The sequence below is a fragment of the Streptomyces virginiae genome, assembly GCF_041432505.1.
In the GTDB taxonomy this organism is placed as follows: Bacteria; Actinomycetota; Actinomycetes; order Streptomycetales; family Streptomycetaceae; genus Streptomyces; species Streptomyces virginiae_A.
On the sequence record NZ_CP107871.1, the window covers coordinates 7,379,266 to 7,396,660 of the forward strand.

16 protein-coding genes and 2 pseudogenes are annotated in these 17,395 nt (G+C 70.3%); 7 read left to right on the plus strand and 11 right to left on the minus strand.

The window, feature by feature from the left end; genetic code table 11:
* Positions 1 to 344 precede the first annotated feature (344 nt).
* From OG624_RS33915 to OG624_RS33945, 7 genes and pseudogenes are all read right to left on the minus strand, one after another.
* Entirely contained in the window at positions 345 to 575 is a 231-nt protein-coding gene (locus OG624_RS33915) for a hypothetical protein (protein WP_078909006.1), read from the minus strand.
* Positions 572 to 1,264 carry a hypothetical protein gene (locus tag OG624_RS33920; protein WP_051762570.1) on the minus strand — a complete coding sequence of 231 codons (693 nt, stop codon included), beginning with the start codon at positions 1,262 to 1,264 and terminating at the stop codon, positions 572 to 574. Before OG624_RS33920 ends, OG624_RS33915 begins: the two co-directional genes overlap by 4 nt.
* Positions 1,261 to 3,297, minus strand: a complete 2,037-nt coding sequence (locus OG624_RS33925; RefSeq protein ID WP_371640207.1) for a hypothetical protein — start codon at positions 3,295 to 3,297, stop codon at positions 1,261 to 1,263. The genes OG624_RS33920 and OG624_RS33925 overlap by 4 nt, the downstream gene beginning before the upstream one ends.
* Before the next feature lie 244 nt (positions 3,298 to 3,541).
* A complete protein-coding gene (locus OG624_RS33930) occupies positions 3,542 to 4,342 on the minus strand; it encodes a hypothetical protein (RefSeq protein ID WP_371640208.1) in 801 nt (266 codons plus the stop codon).
* A 105-nt stretch (positions 4,343 to 4,447) separates the two neighbouring features.
* On the minus strand, positions 4,448 to 5,107 hold the full coding sequence (locus OG624_RS33935) for a Crp/Fnr family transcriptional regulator (RefSeq protein ID WP_030756472.1): 660 nt from the start codon (positions 5,105 to 5,107) through the stop codon (positions 4,448 to 4,450).
* A gap of 42 nt (positions 5,108 to 5,149) precedes the next feature.
* The gene (locus tag OG624_RS33940; protein ID WP_158711729.1) at positions 5,150 to 5,587 is read right to left on the minus strand and encodes a hypothetical protein; all 438 of its coding nucleotides are present in this window, start codon (positions 5,585 to 5,587) and stop codon (positions 5,150 to 5,152) included.
* A gap of 595 nt (positions 5,588 to 6,182) precedes the next feature.
* A pseudogene (locus OG624_RS33945) lies at positions 6,183 to 6,311 on the minus strand (transposase); the annotation flags it as partial.
* A 301-nt stretch (positions 6,312 to 6,612) separates the two neighbouring features.
* Between OG624_RS33945 and panD the strand changes: the two are divergent.
* From panD to OG624_RS33960, 3 genes are read left to right on the plus strand one after another with little or no spacing between them, the layout of a single operon-like run.
* Positions 6,613 to 7,032: an aspartate 1-decarboxylase gene (panD, locus tag OG624_RS33950; RefSeq protein WP_371640209.1), complete on the plus strand. Its 420-nt coding sequence runs from the start codon at positions 6,613 to 6,615 to the stop codon at positions 7,030 to 7,032.
* A gap of 14 nt (positions 7,033 to 7,046) precedes the next feature.
* Positions 7,047 to 7,388 (plus strand): GNAT family N-acetyltransferase, encoded by a 342-nt coding sequence (locus OG624_RS33955; RefSeq protein WP_033224066.1) that lies wholly within the window; start codon positions 7,047 to 7,049, stop codon positions 7,386 to 7,388.
* Positions 7,385 to 8,014, plus strand: a complete 630-nt coding sequence (locus tag OG624_RS33960; protein ID WP_371640210.1) for an aspartate/glutamate racemase family protein — start codon at positions 7,385 to 7,387, stop codon at positions 8,012 to 8,014. Before OG624_RS33955 ends, OG624_RS33960 begins: the two co-directional genes overlap by 4 nt.
* Before the next feature lie 254 nt (positions 8,015 to 8,268).
* On the opposite strand, the gene gndA is transcribed toward OG624_RS33960, so the two are convergent.
* Positions 8,269 to 9,714, minus strand: coding sequence for an NADP-dependent phosphogluconate dehydrogenase (gndA, locus tag OG624_RS33965; RefSeq protein ID WP_033224065.1), 1,446 nt, complete (start codon positions 9,712 to 9,714; stop codon positions 8,269 to 8,271).
* 196 nt (positions 9,715 to 9,910) lie between these two features.
* On the opposite strand from gndA, the gene OG624_RS33970 reads away from it, so the two are divergent.
* Entirely contained in the window at positions 9,911 to 11,185 is a 1,275-nt protein-coding gene (locus OG624_RS33970; RefSeq protein ID WP_371640211.1) for a transglycosylase family protein, read from the plus strand.
* Here the strand turns inward: OG624_RS33970 and OG624_RS33975 are convergent.
* A pseudogene (locus OG624_RS33975) lies at positions 11,075 to 12,022 on the minus strand (DMT family transporter); the annotation flags it as partial. The gene OG624_RS33970 and the pseudogene OG624_RS33975 overlap by 111 nt on opposite strands.
* A gap of 291 nt (positions 12,023 to 12,313) precedes the next feature.
* Here OG624_RS33975 and OG624_RS33980 point away from each other — a divergent pair.
* On the plus strand, positions 12,314 to 13,801 hold the full coding sequence (locus tag OG624_RS33980) for an SDR family NAD(P)-dependent oxidoreductase (RefSeq protein WP_033224062.1): 1,488 nt from the start codon (positions 12,314 to 12,316) through the stop codon (positions 13,799 to 13,801).
* Between the two features lie 19 nt (positions 13,802 to 13,820).
* On the opposite strand, the gene OG624_RS33985 is transcribed toward OG624_RS33980, so the two are convergent.
* Complete coding sequence (locus tag OG624_RS33985) at positions 13,821 to 14,297, minus strand: hypothetical protein (RefSeq protein ID WP_063734163.1); 477 nt, start codon at positions 14,295 to 14,297, stop codon at positions 13,821 to 13,823.
* A gap of 329 nt (positions 14,298 to 14,626) precedes the next feature.
* On the opposite strand from OG624_RS33985, the gene OG624_RS33990 reads away from it, so the two are divergent.
* Positions 14,627 to 14,800: a hypothetical protein gene (locus OG624_RS33990; protein ID WP_158711909.1), complete on the plus strand. Its 174-nt coding sequence runs from the start codon at positions 14,627 to 14,629 to the stop codon at positions 14,798 to 14,800.
* Between the two features lie 181 nt (positions 14,801 to 14,981).
* On the plus strand, positions 14,982 to 15,965 hold the full coding sequence (locus tag OG624_RS33995; RefSeq protein ID WP_371640900.1) for an NAD-dependent epimerase/dehydratase family protein: 984 nt from the start codon (positions 14,982 to 14,984) through the stop codon (positions 15,963 to 15,965).
* Here OG624_RS33995 and OG624_RS34000 read toward each other — a convergent pair.
* Entirely contained in the window at positions 15,951 to 17,390 is a 1,440-nt protein-coding gene (locus OG624_RS34000) for a lipase maturation factor family protein (RefSeq protein ID WP_371640212.1), read from the minus strand. The genes OG624_RS33995 and OG624_RS34000 overlap by 15 nt on opposite strands.
* Positions 17,391 to 17,395 lie beyond the last annotated feature (5 nt).

Sequence of the window (17,395 nt, forward strand, 5' to 3'; positions counted from 1 at the left end):
GCCACCGCTCGGTACGATCTGCTGCGCGACGAGGCCAGGCGCACGCAGCTGCATTCTGCAGCGTCGGCCGTCCTGGTGCATGCCCTCCTGCGGATTCGGCGCGGGGGAGGACCCTGGCCGACAGCTGGGCTGGCTGTTCCGCGACATGGAGGATCGCGGGCCCGCGAGCGATAGCCCACGGCCGCGTTCTCGGTCGTCCAAGCGGCACGGGGCGACATCGAGGCGGCCATGCTTGGTCCGACTGAGTCTGCCGCGGACAGCATCTGATTCGGCGCCTTCTGCGGCAAGAGAGTCTCCAATCTCCACGTGCGTGGGGATGGAGCCTGGGAACGCGCAACAGGTGCTTACGGAAGGCGGTACGTCTTCCCTTCTGATTGCGCAGGTCCGCTTGCCGCATCCTCGATGGGGAACTGGTGGCCGTGCAGCCGGTAGACCATTTCGTCCGGCGCAGCCAGCATCCGTGCCTGCCGCCAGGCCGCGTCGAATGACAGGTGGGTGCCTGCTTCGCGTCGCAGGCGAAGCGCACGCCAGGAAGAGAGCGGGTCCAGGACGATCCGCCAAAGCGTCAGGCTCATTCCTTGCGCCGCCCTTCCGCGGCACCAGGGGAAGAGGCGGATGGGTCGTCCGACGCGTCATTGCCCTTCAGCTTCTGGAGCGCATCGCAGAGCGCGAGCATGGCCCGGTTCTGCAGCTCGATGTCGTTGAAGCCCTGGCCGACCTTTTCCCACTGGTCGAGCATGGGTTGCCACCATTCGTCAGCCGCGACCATCCACCGTGCCAAACGCTGCCATTCGGCCACCTGTTGAGCGCCCGGCCAATCGCCCTGCCGCTCGATCCGGTCGAGCACGAAGAGGTCGGGCTGTTCGTACAGGTTCGTGCGCAGGAATCGCAGCCGCCGTACGCGTGCCTCGTCCGCCCGCTGCTGAGCGAGGTCCTCCCGTGTGCTCTCTGAGAGCGCCAGTTCCACGCGGGCACCCAGGCACCGGTAACCGGTGGCGCGTGTGTACTCAGGGGTACCGAACTCGGCGTTGATTGTGTCCTGTGCGGTGCGCACCTCGACGGCTTCGAAGAGCTGCGCGACCTCCCCGGCCCGCGCCAGGGTCCGGCTGAGTACGAGATCTTCGAGATTGGGCCGAGTCCGCAGTGCGGGGCGCCATTCGATCGTGAACGTGGCCTCGAAATGGACGCCAGCGGTCGCGCAGCGAAGCATCCGCGGCTGGGTGCAGTGGACCGTGCGAGCCCGACGCTGCCAGAACCACCTCATGCCGGATTCCTGTTGAGCTGGATCACCATGCGGACACGCGGGTCGACCAGGCGGTCCCAGAAGTCGTTGGCCGCGTTCGTGTCCCCGTCGACCGCAACGTGCTCCAGTGCTTGCATCAGGCTCACGGAAGCCTTGAAGATCTTCTGGCCGCGCAAGACCGGGAGCAACCCGTCGCGGACGCGGGCGTAAGAGTCGGGGTCGGTTGCCGACTGCCTGATCCATATGGTGAGGCGGTTGATGGCATCCGGCGCCGTCGCGATGTCTCCCAACAAGTTCTGCAAGGCCCGCTTCACGTCCACATCGGACGGGACCTCATCGGACAGTAGCCACGGGGTGGTGCCGGTGGTGTCCGGTACGGACATCAGGGCCAGGAAGGCCGCCGTGCCGGCCCCGTGGGATCGACCTGACTGCTGCCAGGCGCTTACCTCGGTGACCAGTCGGGCCACCCCGGCGGGGTGCTGTGCCTGTTCCACGAAGGCGTTGAGCACCTCGGACCAGGCTGATTCGTGCCCGCTGTTGGCGGCTCGCCGCAGCCGGACCATGGCCATCCTGGCCTGAGAAGACGTGACATCCGAGGTGGTCAAGACCTGTCGGCAGGTGGCCACGACGGTGACCGCGCGTTCCTTGGCCGATGCCCAGCCATACAGAATGCCCCAGGCCTGGCGTCCGATGTGCTCGTCCTGCACGGCCTGGACCAAGAGGGCGCTGAGGAGTTCCTTCTTCGCCGGGTGGGCCGGGGAGCCGAGTTGGATGAGGTGGGCGACGTTCCCATGCCGCAGGGTCAGAGCGGCGATGGCCTCCACGACGTGCTCGTTCGCCTCGCTGCCGCCATCCCCGGACACGAGCCATTTGAGCAAGGGCTCTCGCATGACCTCGTAGTTGTCCCAGACGTAGGTCAGGACGGCCCTGCCGTAGCCAGGCTGGTCGAAGACGACCTCGTCGTGGGTGCCGACTCCGGCACCGGCATCGACGACACGGCGGCGCAATCCACGGCCCGCGAACGCTTGACTTGTCGTCAAGGCGAAGCCGCTCGCGCCGGCGGCGTCGGCGCTGATGATGTCCTGCAGGCCCCGGGCGGCCCTGGCTACCTCGGGCATCGGGGCGGATTGGCACACGGCGAGGGCCAGGAGGAGACAGCGGTCCTCCAGCGGCAGCGAGGTGTCCTTGCCGCCGTGCACGGAGGTCGCCTCCCCGAACAGGATGTCGAGTTTGTCCCGCCAGTCGGACAGGGCGGACGTGATCCGTTCGGCAAGTCCGGCATCGAGCGCGGACCACGACGTCGGAACGTCCATGGGGAACGAGGAACCGGTCAGCCGTTCGTGTTCCCGCCACGCGAGCACGATCGAGTCCGCTGTGCGAACCGCTTCCACGGCGTCGAGATGGCCGAGCGAAGCCTTGGCCTTGTCGGCGGAGTGAAGGTAGGGAATCAGCCCGGGAGCTTCACGGGCCCTCAGCCGGGCTTCCACGACGCTCCGGGCCGGTGGAGGCTCGTTGAGATATACGACGTGAATGCCTGAGTGGTCTGGGATGTAGTTATCCGCCCAGAGGTCCTTGGCCACGTTTAGGACGAGGTAGGAGCCCAGTTTCTCCAGGAGCTGGGCATGCTGTTCGAGCATGGTGAGGAAGTCGGCCGAAGCCCGGTCGTGGTCGGGGTCCTTGAGGTCGAGCTGGTAGGCGTGACGTTCCTCGGCGGGAAGCCGGCCTACCTTGGGTGTCTTCCAGTCCGCGTCCAGTTTCACGATGTCCGTCTCCTCGTCCGTGTGCCAGGCGAGGAGGTGCAGGGCCAGCGTGGTCGACCCAAACGAACGCGGTGCGACGATGACCAGTACGTGCTGCCGAAGGCGTCCGTCTTCTGGATTCAGAGCCTGCTCCCAGGTCTCGGCCCACTGGCCTTCCCGGACGATCGGCTCCTGCTTGATCCAGTGACGAGGAAGAACGGGTCCTTCGAGGATGTCGTGCTTGCGGGTTTCGTTGACCATCTTTTCGACGTTGCCGATCAAGAACTCCGGACGGTGCACCGTGATCGGCGTCACCCCGGCATCCGGTAAGGACGGCCGGACGAACGCTGGCGGACCCGTCCGCCCGTTGCTTGTAGCCTCCGCACCTTCGGCGGTGGCACCACCACTCAGGCCGGACGGCCACGGTGTCCTGCTGTCCTCTCCCGCCCGAGGAGGAGCGGACTCGTCGGACGGGCGGGGAGAAAGAAGGGGACGATCGTCGGGCATACGCTCTCTGGTTCCTTTCCACATGGTGGGGGGTGTGAGGGCACGGGCAGAGTCAGATCCGGCGCCGGTCGATGCGCATCGTCCCGACCTTGTTGATGACAGTGGTGTCGGTCATCTCGCCGTTGAACTGGAAGACAGCGGGCGTGCTGCTCGAGCCGGCCGACGCCGTCGGCGCAGCCGTTCCGCCCTCACCTCCGGGTGGGTCCGGTTCGATGAGCGGGGCGAGGGCTCGCGGTGTCATCTGGGGTACGAACAGCCAACACGGCTCCTCGAACGCCTTGCCGTCCACCCGCGCCGTGGCGCGGAGGAAGTGTTCTTCGTCGAGGTCCGGCGTGCGTCCCGCACGGACGGTGCGGCGGAACGCCGCCTCCGAGACGACGGCGGCCAGAAAGCCGCTCCGGTGTTCCCGGGCCACGGTCAGGCCCGTGCGCACGACCTGACTGTCGAGCAGTCGGCACACCTCGTTGATGGCGTCGCCACGGTGGTCCGGCAGGGACAGCGGTCCGACGTGCACGGCGGCACGCAACCGGATCGCCGGAGCGCTGGCGAGCCGCTCACGGTCGTACCGGACGAGCGCTGCGTGCAGGTGTTCCAGCAGCGGGTCGACCAGCCGTGCGATGTCCTTGGCGGGCATGACGAAGATGGCCCCGTCGCCGGTGTCCTTGAACGCGCCCCGCAGGTCTCGTGGGTCCTGCAGCCCAATGTGGGCCAGCACGTTGGTGAGGACGTCATCCAGATCCGAACGGACCGGTGCCATCTTCGCTTCCGGGATTTTGCTGTAGCCCTGCATATCCACGGCCAGGAGCGCCTGCTCCGGAGGGACGTCGAGGGGCGTGGGCGGGGCAAGGGGCATGCTGTCACCGACCTTTCGGTCACGACGGAGGAGTTGAGTGCCCCATGCTGATCGGCCCGGGCGCGCTGTGGTGCCCACTACTGGGCACCACCCGGGTGCGGCCGGTCACATCGTGCTGCGGGCGTGGGCCTCGATCGATGTGATGTCGTGGATCAGCAGTCCGCCGCCCGGATCCGTCTCCAGCCAGCCCTCTTCCCGCCACGGCTTGATCGCCGTACCGACGGCGTTGCGGGAAGCGCCGATCATCTGGGAGAGCTCTTCCTGGGTCAATCGGACACTGACCGCCGACCGATTCGTCGAAGCCGCATCCACGAGCCGGCTCAGGGCACCCGCCAGGCGAACGGGAACACACGCGGTGGCGAGTTCGAGCCTGACGGCCTCGGACTCCCTGACCCGCGCGATCGCATGGCGCAGCAACGGGTTGAGCAGGCCGTTGCTCTCGACGAAGGAAAGGAATTCGGGGGCCGGAATGAGGTGCACGCGGCAGGATTCCGCAGCGATCACGGAAGCCGAGCGGGGCTGGGCATCCAGAACGGCCAGTTCGCCGAGCAGCTCACCCGGGCCGCGTACCGCGAGCAGGGCCCGTTCCCCATTCGGCCCCGTCAGCGTCACGAGCGTCGACCCCGAAGCCAGTAGGACCACATGGGTGCCGGGATCCCCCTGCCGCAGGAGGACGCTGCGGGCCGGGCGCACCCGTATGGGGGCGAGGCCACGCAACTGCGACCACAGATTCTCGCCGATCACTGCCAAATGCGACTGATACATATCCCCCCAAACGTAGGGACCATCCCGCAAGGGGTGAGGGTTTCAGGACACGAGGAAGGTGAGCAACAACACCGATCCGGCCACACTGATTGCGGCCACGGTGAGATCGACGGCCACCTTGATTGCCCGGAACTTCCGGCGTGCGAGGGCGGTCAGAGCGGCCTCACGTTCTCGTCCCTCCGTGCAGTCCATCGTGCGCGGAACGGACGCCAATGCGTGCCCACTTCCACTGCCTCCGCCGACGAGCTGCTCGCGCCATACGAGCCCGTTGTCCTTGGGGAAGACGGGGCGCAAGGCTGTGAGTGCCGATACCAGGGCTGCTCCGAGCAGCGTGCCCACCAGTGCCACAGCCGCACTGAGCAAGCGTGACGAGCCGACTGGTGTGGACAGCGCCGTCCCCGACACGATCGCGAGTAGTGCACCGGTGACTCCGCACAGCGCCGTCGCTTTCGTATCTGCACGCTGCACCTCGACAAACATCGTGCTTGTCGTGCTCGGGGGTACACCGGTTGTTGCTGCGGCGGACAGCGGGACGCTCTGCGGCCAGGATCCTTCCACTGCCTTCTCCTGTTCGTTGGCTTGCGACTTGAAGCAGCAGTCTGGGCAGGCGGCCGACGCAGAGCTGCCCACCAGGTGGTATCGGCTGTGATCAATCGATCACAGTCGGGAGCCCGGCTGGACTGAACCGCAAGGCTGCGTGTCACCATTCGGACTGTCATCCGCGCAAAACTGTTTCAGGAACCTGGGTTGAGATGACCATTGAAAGCACGACGGGTCCCGGTGGGTGATTCAGGGACGCGCGGTGGGCACCGGGGAGCAGCAAGGCGCAGTGGTGGCGGATGGCTCGGAGACGGATTCCGTGCAGCGTGGACGAGGCGGAGAGCCCGCCCGCTCGCCGACGGCGACAAGGACCTTGCTTGACGGCCTCGTGCCAGTCGGCCTCTGCTGGACGGCGCTCCGGTACCGGGCCAACTCGTTGCTGCGCATGCGTGCGTGCAGGCGCGGGACGAGGCAGGCTGATGCCGCTCGACGCACGCGCCGTATCGTCGCCAATGAACGCTGCCCCGCCTGAAGGGCCGTCGCCTGTGTGGCGGCATTTGCGGAGGATATTCCAGTTTTTCATTCGGGCGAAGGTGTGCTCGACGAGGGCCCGGACCCTGCGGTGTTCTCGGTTGTCCTTCTCCTTGCCGTGCAGGACGGGCTGGCTGAAATTGACTCTGCTTGAACCGGGATTCCGATTAGGGCGGAGCCGCTGGTGGTTCCTGGAACGCTGACGGCGGGCCGGAGGCCTTGGCCGGCTGTGCCGGACCCAGGGGCTCACGCGGCGCGGTGGCCGGATCAACCCACGTCAACCTGATGAAGTATGGGAAAATCCAGCAATCGGTCAGCATGAGTCCTGAAAGACCCGGGGAAAGCTGACCGAACTTGCGAACGGTTGTAGGCTGCCGGGACTGCCCTTGACCTGCGTAAAGCAGGCAGGGAGCCGACAATCCGGGAGTTTCTCCATGCTTCGTACCATGTTCAAGTCCAAGATCCACCGGGCTACCGTCACCCAGGCCGACCTGCACTACGTCGGCTCCGTGACCGTCGACGCCGACCTGCTGGACGCGGCCGATCTGTTGCCCGGGGAGCTCGTCCACATCGTGGACATCACCAACGGCGCCCGGCTCGAGACCTACGTCATCGAGGGGGAGCGCGGGTCCGGGGTCATCGGGATCAACGGCGCCGCCGCGCACCTGGTGCACCCCGGGGACCTGGTCATCCTCATCAGCTACGCGCAGGTCGAGGACGCCGAGGCCCGGGTGCTGAAGCCCCGTGTGGTGCACGTGGACGCCGACAACCGGATCGTCGAGCTGGGTGCGGATCCCTCCGCCCCGGCGCCGAACACGGACCAGCGGCGCAGCCCGCACGCCGTGGCCGTCTGAGGGGAGTCGGGATCATGCCGATCGAGTTCCAGGACGACCGTGAGGCCGGACGGCTGCTCGCCGTCGAGGACGGGGCGGTGGTCGGCCACATCGCGTACTTCGTGCTCGCCGACGCGCCCCACGCCCTGGTCGCGGTGCACACCATCGTCGATCAGGGGCACGAGGGCCGCGGTATCGCGGGCGGGTTGGTGAAGACCTTCTACGGGATCGCCGCCGCCGAAGGGGTGCCCGTGGTGCCGCTCTGCCCCTACGCGGCGAGCTGGGCCGCCAAACATCCCGACGAGGCGCCCGAGCCGGACGCCGAGGTCGTCCTGGCGGCCAAGGCGCAGCTCGCCGCGGCTCCCGACCGCTGGTGACCGATCTGCTCCTGCTGCACACCTCGCCCGTGCACGTCCCGGTCTTCGACGCCCTGCGCGACCGGAACCATCCGGGGGCCGTCCTGCGGCACCTCGTGGTCCCGGAGTTGCTGGACCGGGCCCGCGCCGAAGGGCCGGAGTCGCTGACTCCGGCCCTTCGGGGGCTGCTGCTCGCACAAGCGGGGCCGCCCGTGCTGGTCACCTGCTCGACCATCGGGGCGACCGCGGAGTCACTGGCCGCGGAGCTCGGTGCCCCGGTGCTTCGGGTGGACCGGCCGATGGCGGCCGCCGCGGTGCGGGCGGGGGCGCGGATCGCCGTACTGGCCGCCCTGGAGTCCACCCTCGCCCCGACCGGGGAGCTGCTGGCCGAGGAGGCCGGTGACCGGCCGGTGTCGATCGTCACGCACCTGGTCACCGGGGCCTGGGAGCGCTTCGAGGCCGGGGACACCGCCGGCTACCTCGCCCGGATCGCCGCCGCCGTCGATGCCGTCACCGGTGCGGACGTCATCGTGCTGGCCCAGGCCTCCATGGCCGGGGCCGCGGACCTGGTCACGACCCCGATTCCGGTGTTTTCCAGCCCGGCTCCGGGCCTGGCCGCGGGCCTGGCACTGCGTTCGCCCCCGTAGAGGGTGTCGTGCAGGCATACCGGCCGCAATCGCGGGAAGGTGGCCCATATGGTGCGAAAGCGAGACGCAGAAGAGACACAGCCGCCCGTCCCGGGGCCGGACCCCTTCCCCGACCCCGAGCCCATGCCGCGGCCCGTGCCACCCGTGCCCGGGCCCGTGCCCGAGCCGGACCCGATCCCACCGCCGCCGGGGCCCGCGCCGATCCCGCAGCCCGGGCCCCTCAGTCGGGTCCGGCCCGGGCCCTTCAGCCGGGTCTAGGCCGTGCGGACCTCGGAGCGGTCGCCGCTCCAGAGGGTGTGGAACGAGCCCTCTCGGTCCGTGCGCCGGTAGGTGTGCGCCCCGAAGAAGTCCCGCTGCCCCTGGGTGAGGGCCGCGGGCAGGCGCTTCGTGCGCAGGGCGTCGTAGTAGGCCAGTGAGGCCGCGAAGGCGGGCACCGGGATGCCCTGGCGCACGGCCGCCACCAGGACGGACCGCCACCCGTCCTGGGCGGCGGCGATCTCCTCGGCGAAGTGCGCGTCCGCCAGCAGGCTCGGCAGCTCCGGCCGGGCGTCGTACGCCGCCCGGATCCGGTCCAGGAACGCGGCCCGGATGATGCAGCCACCGCGCCACAGGGAGGCCACGGCGCCCAGGTCCACGTTCCAGCCGTACTCCTCGCTGCCGGCCCGGATCTGGTGGAAGCCCTGGGTGTAGGAGACGATCTTCGACGCGTACAGGGCCTGTTCCACCTGGGCGGCGAAGGCCTCCGCCGCCTCCGGCGCGAGCGCGGTGGCCGCCGGGCCCGCGAGCCCGCGCGCGGCCGACCGCAGGTCCGCGTGGCCGGAGACCGCGCGGGCGAAGACCGCCTCGGCGATCCCCGACACCGGTACCCCGAGGTCGAGGGCGATCTGCACCGTCCAGCGTCCGGTGCCCTTCTGCTCGGCGGCGTCGGCCACGACGTCGACGTACGGGCGCCCGGTCGCGGCGTCCGTGTGCGCGAGCACCTCCGCCGTGATCTCGATCAGGTACGAGTCCAGGCGCCCCCGGTTCCACGCCCGGAAGGTCTCCGCGATCTTCGCGGGGGAGTAGCCCGCGACCTCGCGCAGCAGGTGGTAGGCCTCGGCTATGAGCTGCATGTCGGCGTACTCGATGCCGTTGTGCACCATCTTGACGAAGTGTCCGGCGCCGTCGGGTCCCACGTGCGAGGTGCAGGGCGTGCCGTCGGCGGCCTTCGCGGAGATCTTCTCCAGCAGCGGTCCGAGGGAGGCGTACGAGGTCGTCGAGCCGCCCGGCATGATGCTCGGGCCGAGCAGCGCGCCCTCCTCGCCCCCGGAGATGCCCACACCCACGAAGTGCAGGCCCTGCGCCCGTAGTTCCCGCTCGCGGCGCCGAGTGTCCTCGAAGTGCGCGTTGCCGCCGTCGATGATGACGTCGCCCTCCTCCAGGAGCGGGGCGAACTCGCGGATCACGGCGTCGGTCGGCTCCCCGGCCTTCACCATGACGACGATGCGCCGGGGGCGCTCCAGCGCGTCGACGAACTCCTTCGCCGAACCGGCGGCCACGAAGGCGCCCTCGTGCCCGAACTCCTCGACCAGTGCGACGGTCCTGGCCGCCGTCCGGTTGTGGACGGCCACGGTGAATCCGTTGCGGGCGAAGTTGCGGGCGAGGTTGCTGCCCATGACAGCGAGTCCGGTGACGCCGATCTGGGCTGTGCTGGTGCTCATCGGTGCGCTCCTGCTTGCTTCGGTGTGCCTTCGGTGGGCGGGGAGCACCGAAGCTACCCCCGCACGGGCCCCGTGGGATTTTTTACTCATCGAGCTACAGTCAAGTTCCCTTGGCATGCGCCCCGTTGCGCCTCTTGTCACGCTGTGATCGCGCCGTTAAGTTATGCGGTTCCTGATGTCTTCGATGGGGGCTCCCATGGGTGTACGGGGCCGGCACCGCCGGTATCAGCCGAGCAGCATCAACCGGGCCTCACTGGCCGTTACCGCCGGTGGCGCCGGGATCGCGCTCCCGCTCATCGGGGCCGGAGTCGCCCACGCGGCCTCCGTGGACACCTGGAACAAGGTCGCGTCCTGCGAGTCGACGAACAACTGGCGCATCAACACCGGCAACGGCTACTACGGCGGCCTCCAGTTCAGCCAGAGCACCTGGCGGGCCTTCGGCGGTACCCTCTACGCCCCGCGCGCCGACCTGGCCACCAAGGACCAGCAGATCGCGGTCGCGGAGAAGGTGTTGAAGGGTCAGGGGCCCGGCGCCTGGCCCGAGTGCGGGAAGCGGGCCGGACTCACCCGCAGCGGCCCGGCGCCCGCCGTCACCCCGCAGACGCGGGGACAGTCGCCGGTGACGCCCGCCGCCGCGGCGGCCCCCGTGGCGAGGACGGCTCCGGCGCAGGCCGGCGGACCGGTGCCGACGGGAACCACCGTCCTGCCGAACCCGTACGTCGTCGCACCCGGCGACTCGCTCTCCGCGATCGCCACCGACCAGCACGTCGAGGGCGGCTGGCAGGCGCTGTACGAGACCAACCGGACCACCATCGGCGGCAACCCGAACCTGATCTTCCCGGGCCAGCGGCTCACCCTGCGGGTCACCACGGGCCCGGCCCTGCCGCCACCACCCCGGCAGGACCCCGAGAAGCCACCGCGGACCGCCGATCCGGTCACGCCCGGGGAGCCGGCCGCCGAGAAGCCGGCCGAGAAACCGGCCGAGAAGCCCGCGCCCAAGCCGGTCGAGAAGCCCGCCGAGAAGCCGGCGCCGGAGCCCGCCTCAGCGCAGCAGAAGCCGGCCGCGGGCGGCTTCTCCGCCCCCGTCGACGCCGCCCTCGGTACCGCGTACCGCGTCTCGGGATCCTCCTGGTCCAGCGGCTACCACACGGGTGTCGACTTCCCGGTGGCGACCGGCACCACCGTCAAGTCGGTGGGACCCGGGTCCGTCGTCTCCGCCGGCTGGGCCGGGGCCTACGGCTACCAGGTCGTCATCCGGCACACCGACGGCCGCTACTCCCAGTACGCCCACCTCTCCGCGCTCGGCGTCAAGGCCGGCCAGCAGGTTTCCGGAGGGCAGCGCATCGGCCGCTCCGGTTCGACCGGCAACACCACGGGACCGCACCTGCACTTCGAGATGCGCACGGGACCCGGATACGGCTCCGACATCGACCCGCTCAAGTACCTCCGAGGCCACGGGGTCCGCATCTGACCCCCGCACGTGCGAGGGCACGACGGTGAGCAGGATCAGGCCGGCCGCGGCGAGCGTCGCGCTGGCCACCGCCGCCGTCGCGCCCGCGGCCCCGTACCGGAAGCCCTCGCCGAACAGCGTGATGCCGACCGTCGCCGCCACCACCGGGTTGATCACCGTCACCGTGGCCAGCGGCGCGGTCAGCCCGGCTCCCCGGTAGGCCGCCTGCGACAGCAGCAGCCCGCCCGCCGCCAGGACCGCGATCGCCGCGAGGTCGGGCCACAGGCCGGACAGCGCGCCCGGCCAGAAGTCCTCGGCCACCGACTTGGTGAACACCGAAGCCATGCCGAATGCCGTTCCGGCGGCCGCGGCCAGCAGGACACTGTGCAGCACCGCCCGGTGCATCCGGTGCGCCGCCAGGAACAGCGCCAGCACCAGCGCCCCGGTCACGATCAGCAGCAGGCGCCGCTCGTCCTGCGCCAGCGACTGCTCCGCCCGCCCGTTCCCGCCGGTCAGCGCCAGCAGCCCGGCCAGGCCGACCGTGGCCAGCACCGCACCGCGCCAGGCGGCCGCGCCCGCCCGGCGCCGTACGAAGACGGCGGCCATCGGCAGGGCGAAGACGATGGTCAGGGCGCCCAGCGGTTGGACCAGGCTCAGCGGCCCGTACGCGAGGGCCACCACGTGCAGCAGCGCACCGAGACCGTTCAACCCCACCGCCACCCACCAGCCACCCCGACGCAGCGGGGCGTACCGACTGTCCGGCGTGGTCGCCGCGACCCGTTCCTGGACGATCGCGCCACCCGCGTACGCGAGGGCGGACACGAGGCAGAGCAGGACCGATAGCGCCAGTGCACTCATAAGCTCCACAATGCCCGACCCACCTGCGCTATTCCTCCGCCCACAGGTGGTGATCAGTCATACTCCCGGCGTAGTACGGGAGTACGCAGCGTGGCCCTTCAGGCAGCGGAAGGCGACCTCCGTCGGCGCCTCGACGCGGGCGAACCACCGCGCACGGTGACGCTGCGCACGCGATGCGTGAGGGTGACGGGAACGGGTTTGGTCCCGGGCGCGTGGCATCCGTACAGTTGCCCTTTTGAGGACTTCCGCAGCAGGCGGATGCGGACGAGTGATCAAGGAACGGCAGCGGCGATGACGGTGACCGAAGACAGCCAGGACTACGGACACGCCTTCGGGCCCGGGATCGACCCCGACCGGCTGGCCCTTTGCCTCAGCGTGCTCGACGAGCTGGACAAGCTCGATGTCGACCACCCCGACGCCATCACCGTACGCCGCGCCACCGCCGGCCTCTACCGCACGGTCAAGCAGCGCCGCCGCCAGGAGCGCCGCGCCGCCAAGACCGCCAACGACAAGGCCGTGACCGAGGCCACCGCCACCGGCTCCGCCGAGCGCATCGACGACGAGACCGAGGGCATCCTGCCCTCCTCGGTCACGGAGGCCGGCCGGATCGCCGGGATACTCCAGCGCCCGCGTTCCTGCTACATCTGCAAGACGCGCTACGTCGAGGTCGACTACTTCTACCACCAGCTCTGCCCGCCCTGCGCCGCCGAGAACCGGGCCCGGCGGGAGGCCCGCGCCGACCTGACCGGCAAGCGCGCGCTGCTCACCGGCGGCCGCGCCAAGATCGGCATGTACATCGCGCTGCGGCTGCTGCGCGACGGAGCCCACACCACGATCACCACGCGCTTCCCCAAGGACGCCATCCGTCGCTTCAAGGCGATGGAGGACTCCGCGGACTGGATGCACCGCCTGGAGGTCGTCGGCATCGACCTGCGCGACCCGGCCCAGTCCGTGGCCCTCGCCGAGCAGGTGGCCGGGGCCGGGCCGCTCGACATCCTGATCAACAACGCCACGCAGACCGTGCGCCGGCTCCCCAGCGCCTACGCGGCGCTGGTCGAGGGGGAGGGCGCCCCGCTGCCCGCCGGTGAGCTCCCCGCCCACCACGTCATCGGCGCCTTCAACTCCGGCGCGGTCGACGGCCTGGCGGCGCTGCCCGTCGGTGTGAGCGGGCTGGAGGCGCAGAAGGTCGCCGACCTCGCGCTGGTCGCGGGCAACGCCAGCCTGGAGCGGCACCTCGCCGGCACCGCCATCGACGCCGGCGGCCTGCTGCCCGACGTCGTCGAGAGCAACACCTGGGTGCAGACCATCGACCAGATCTCCCCGGTGGAGCTGCTCGAGACCCAGCTGTGCAACTACACCTCGCCGTTCATCCTGATCAGCGCGCTTCGGCCGGCCATGGCGGAGGCCGCCCGCAAGGCGGCAGGCGGTCGTGCGTACATCGTCAACGTCTCCGCGATGGAGGGCGTCTTCAGCCGCGGCTACAAGGGCGCGGGGCACCCGAACACCAATGCCGCCAAGGCCGCGATGAACATGGTGACGCGGACCAGCGGCCAGGAGATGTTCCAGACCGACCGCATCCTCATGACGTCGGTCGACACCGGCTGGATCACCGACGAGCGCCCGCACTTCGACAAGCTGCGCCTGGCCGAGGAGGGCTTCCACGCCCCGCTCGACCTGGTCGACGGCGCGGCCCGGGTCTACGACCCGATCGTCCGCGGCGAGGCCGGCGAGGACCTGTTCGGCGTCTTCCTCAAGGACTACGCCCCCGCGAACTGGTAACCACCCCGGAGCCCGGCTCCTACCAGGCCCTGTACGGCCTGCTCGACCCCCTCGGTGAACCGAGGGGGTCGCGTGCGTTCCCGGGCGACCCGGCCCGGCGGGCACCGGCCGCGACCAGTTCCAGCAGCGGCTGCCAGTCCTCCAGCACACCCGCGTCCAGGCCGGCCGCCCCGGCCGAGTCCCGGGCCTGGCACAAGGTGGCCACCGCCTCGGCGTCGTCGCCGCAGCGGTGTCCGGCGTACGCGTCGGTGGGCCGGTGCGGCGCCTGCAGCCGTACCAGCCGGGCCACCCGCTCGCCCAGCAACGGGCGGATCGACTCCGCCGCCACTCCGACCGTAACCGCTCCGTCACTCAGACGGAGCAAACTTCCGAGGCAGTGCACCAAGCCCGCGATCTGCAGTTCCTTGTCGAAGGGGTGTGAGCGGCGCAGCAGGGCCGCGGTGCGCAGACCCCGGTCGCCGAGGTCTGTGCGCAACAGCTCCATCAGCTCCAGCACGCTTGTGACGTAAGGGACTTGAGTCTCGGGCACTTCGGACCTCGCCACCGCCGACCCCCTCCGTCACACCCCGCGCGTCCGGGGTCGAGCAGATCACCCGCCACGTACCCGTAGGCCTACGACTTGCTGAACCAGGAGCGAAAGTAAGAGGGCGCAGCGGATTTTGCCTTCCTATCGAGCGGAGGTCCGCTCATATGTGTACTCTGGGGCATCAAGACGGCCCCCATCCGGGCCGCGCTCCACTAAGGCGCCACCGCGTCCGGAAACCTTTCATCCCTTGCCCGGCGCGCGGTCCGCTTGCCGGGTTGCGCGACACGAAGGAGTGCGCGGTGACTGAGAAGACGAAGCCCGAACCGAAGGCGATGGAGCGGACGGGAACGCGGGCGAAGCCCCGGACCGACGAACTCGGAAGCCTGGAGGTCTGGGCCCGATCCGCCCCGATCCGACTGGCCGGATACGAGGACGACCTGGCCGAGGCGCACATCCTGCCCGGTATCGACTAGTCCGCACAGCGGTGCCAAGCGCCCCCTCGTGCCCACGAGCACCGGGGGCGCTGCCCTGCCCGGACGAAGGAGCCACCACGGCCGGCCCGGGTGAGGTTCCCCGCCCGGCTACGCCGTGAGCGTCATCGCTCACGGCGATCACCGCTTCCACCGCCCCGCCCGCCCGGGCAGGCTGGCGGGCATGAAGCTGCTGATGCTGGGTGGTACCGAATTCGTCGGACGCGCGATCACCGAGGACGCCCTGACCCGGGGCTGGGAGGTGACCGTCTTCCACCGCGGAAACCACACGCCCCCGCCGGGCACCTCCGCCCTCCACGGGGACCGCACCGCCCCCGGTGGGCTGGCGGCCCTCGACACGGGGGAGTGGGACCTGGTCGTCGACACCTGGGGCGGCGCCCCCACGGCCGTACGCGACAGCGGCCGCCTGCTGCGCGACCGGGTCGCGCGGTACGCGTACGTCTCCAGCCGCTCGGTGTACGCCTACCCCGCCCCGGCCGGCCTCGCCGAGGACGGAACCCTGGTCGAGGGATCGCCGGACGCCGGGTCGACCGACTACGCCGAGGACAAGCGAGGCGGCGAACTCGCCGCGCTCGACGCCTTCGGGGACCGCGCCCTGCTCGCACGCGCCGGGCTGATCCTCGGCCCCTACGAGAACGTCGGCCGCCTGCCGTGGTGGCTGCAGCGCACCGCCCGCGGCGGCCCGGTGCTCGCCCCGGGACCGCGCGAACTCCCGATCCAGTACATCGACGTACGCGACCTCGCCCGCTGGACCCTGGACGCGGCCGAGGCGGGGCGCGCGGGCGCCTACAACCTGGTCTCCCCGTCCGGACACGCCACGATGGGAGGGCTCCTCGAAGCCTGCGCGGCGACCACCGGGGGCGGCGCGGAACTGCGCTGGACCGACTCGGACCGGCTCCTGGCCGCGGGCGTGGAGCCCTGGACCGAGCTGCCCGTCTGGGTTCCCGAGGGCGAGGCCTACGACCACATGCACCGCGGGGACGTCTCCAAGGCACTGGCCGCCGGCCTCAGGTGCCGGCCGGTCGAGGAGACCGTGGCCGACACCTGGAGCTGGCTGCGTAGCCTCGGCGGGGTCGCCCCGCAGCGTCCCGACGTACCGGCCAAGGGCATCTCCGCGCAGCGGGAGGCCGCGCTACTCGGGCTCTGAGCGGTGCGCGTCCGCGAGGCGGGTCGGCGGGAGGTACTCGCGCACGAGCGTGCGATGCCACCAGGCCCCCGTCTCGCGCCGCTCCCGCCACGTCGTGAACCGGTAGCGGTACAGCAGGGCGCGGACATGAACGGGCGGGGCGTCCGGGAAGGGGTTGGCGCGCAGCAGCCGCAGCGTGTCCCGGTCACCCGCCAGCAGCCGCTCCACGAACGGCCCGAACCAGTCCCGCGCGTAGTCGGGGGAGATCGCGGCGAACCACATCAGCCAGTCCAGCCGCAGGTGGTAGGGGGCGAACTGGCGCGGGATCCGGTTCGGTTCACCGGGCTTGCCCTTGAAGCCGTACTCGCGCCAGTCCCCGTCCGTGCGCGGCACCCGGTCCGCGGTGCCCTCCACCGCCACCTCCATCCGGACCCGGCCGACCGAGCCGAAGGCCCCGTAGGTGTTGACCAGGTGCAGCACGTCGAAGGAGCGGTTCATCACCTGGCGGCGCGAGACCATGTTGAGCACCGGGTGCCGGCTGAGGAACAGGACGAGCGCGGTCACCGCGCACACCAGGACCACGAACCACACCGGACCCGTACGCGAGGCGGCCGCCGGGGGCGCGCCCACGAGGCCGGTGAAGTCCACGGCCGACACCGCCAGGGTGATCGTCAGCCAGTTCAGCCAGGCGAAATTGCCCGAGAGCACCAGCCACAGCTGTGTGGCGATGATGATCCCGGCGGCGTACGAGGCCACCGGCTGCGGGGTGAACAGCAGCACGGGGACGATCAGTTGGGTCACATGGTTGGCCGCGCACTCCACCCGGTGCAGGGGTTTCGGCAGATGGTGGAAGAACCAGCTCAGCGGCCCGGCCATCGGCTGCGTCTCGTGGTGGAAGTACAGGCAGGTCAGCTTGCGCCAGCAGGGGTCGCCGCGCATCTTGATCAGCCCGGCCCCGAATTCCACGCGGAAGAGGACCCAGCGCAGCAGCCACAGCACCAGCACGGGCGGACCGGCGCGCGCGTTGCCGAGGAAGACGGCGAGGAAGCCCACCTCCAGCAGCAGCGACTCCCAGCCGAAGGAGTACCAGGTCTGCCCCACGTTCACGATCGAGAGGTAGAGCAGCCACAGCACGGCCCACATCGCCATGGCCGCGGCCAGGGGCACCTCGTCTCCGGCCCCGGCGGCCAGCGCCGCGGCGAGCGCCGCTCCGACCCAGGCGCAACCGGCGAAGAGCCTGTCGGAGTAGCGCAGTTGGAACAGGCTCGGGGCGCGCCGGAAGGGCACGTACCGTACGTAGCGCGGTACGGGCGTCATGCCGTGCGCCCCGATCAGGGCCCGGAACTGCAGGGCGGCTCCGAGGAAGGCGACGAGGTAGACCCCGGCCAGGGCCCGCTGGAAGACCAGCCGGGCGAGCCAGTACCCGGGCGCCGTGAACCAGTCCATCGCCT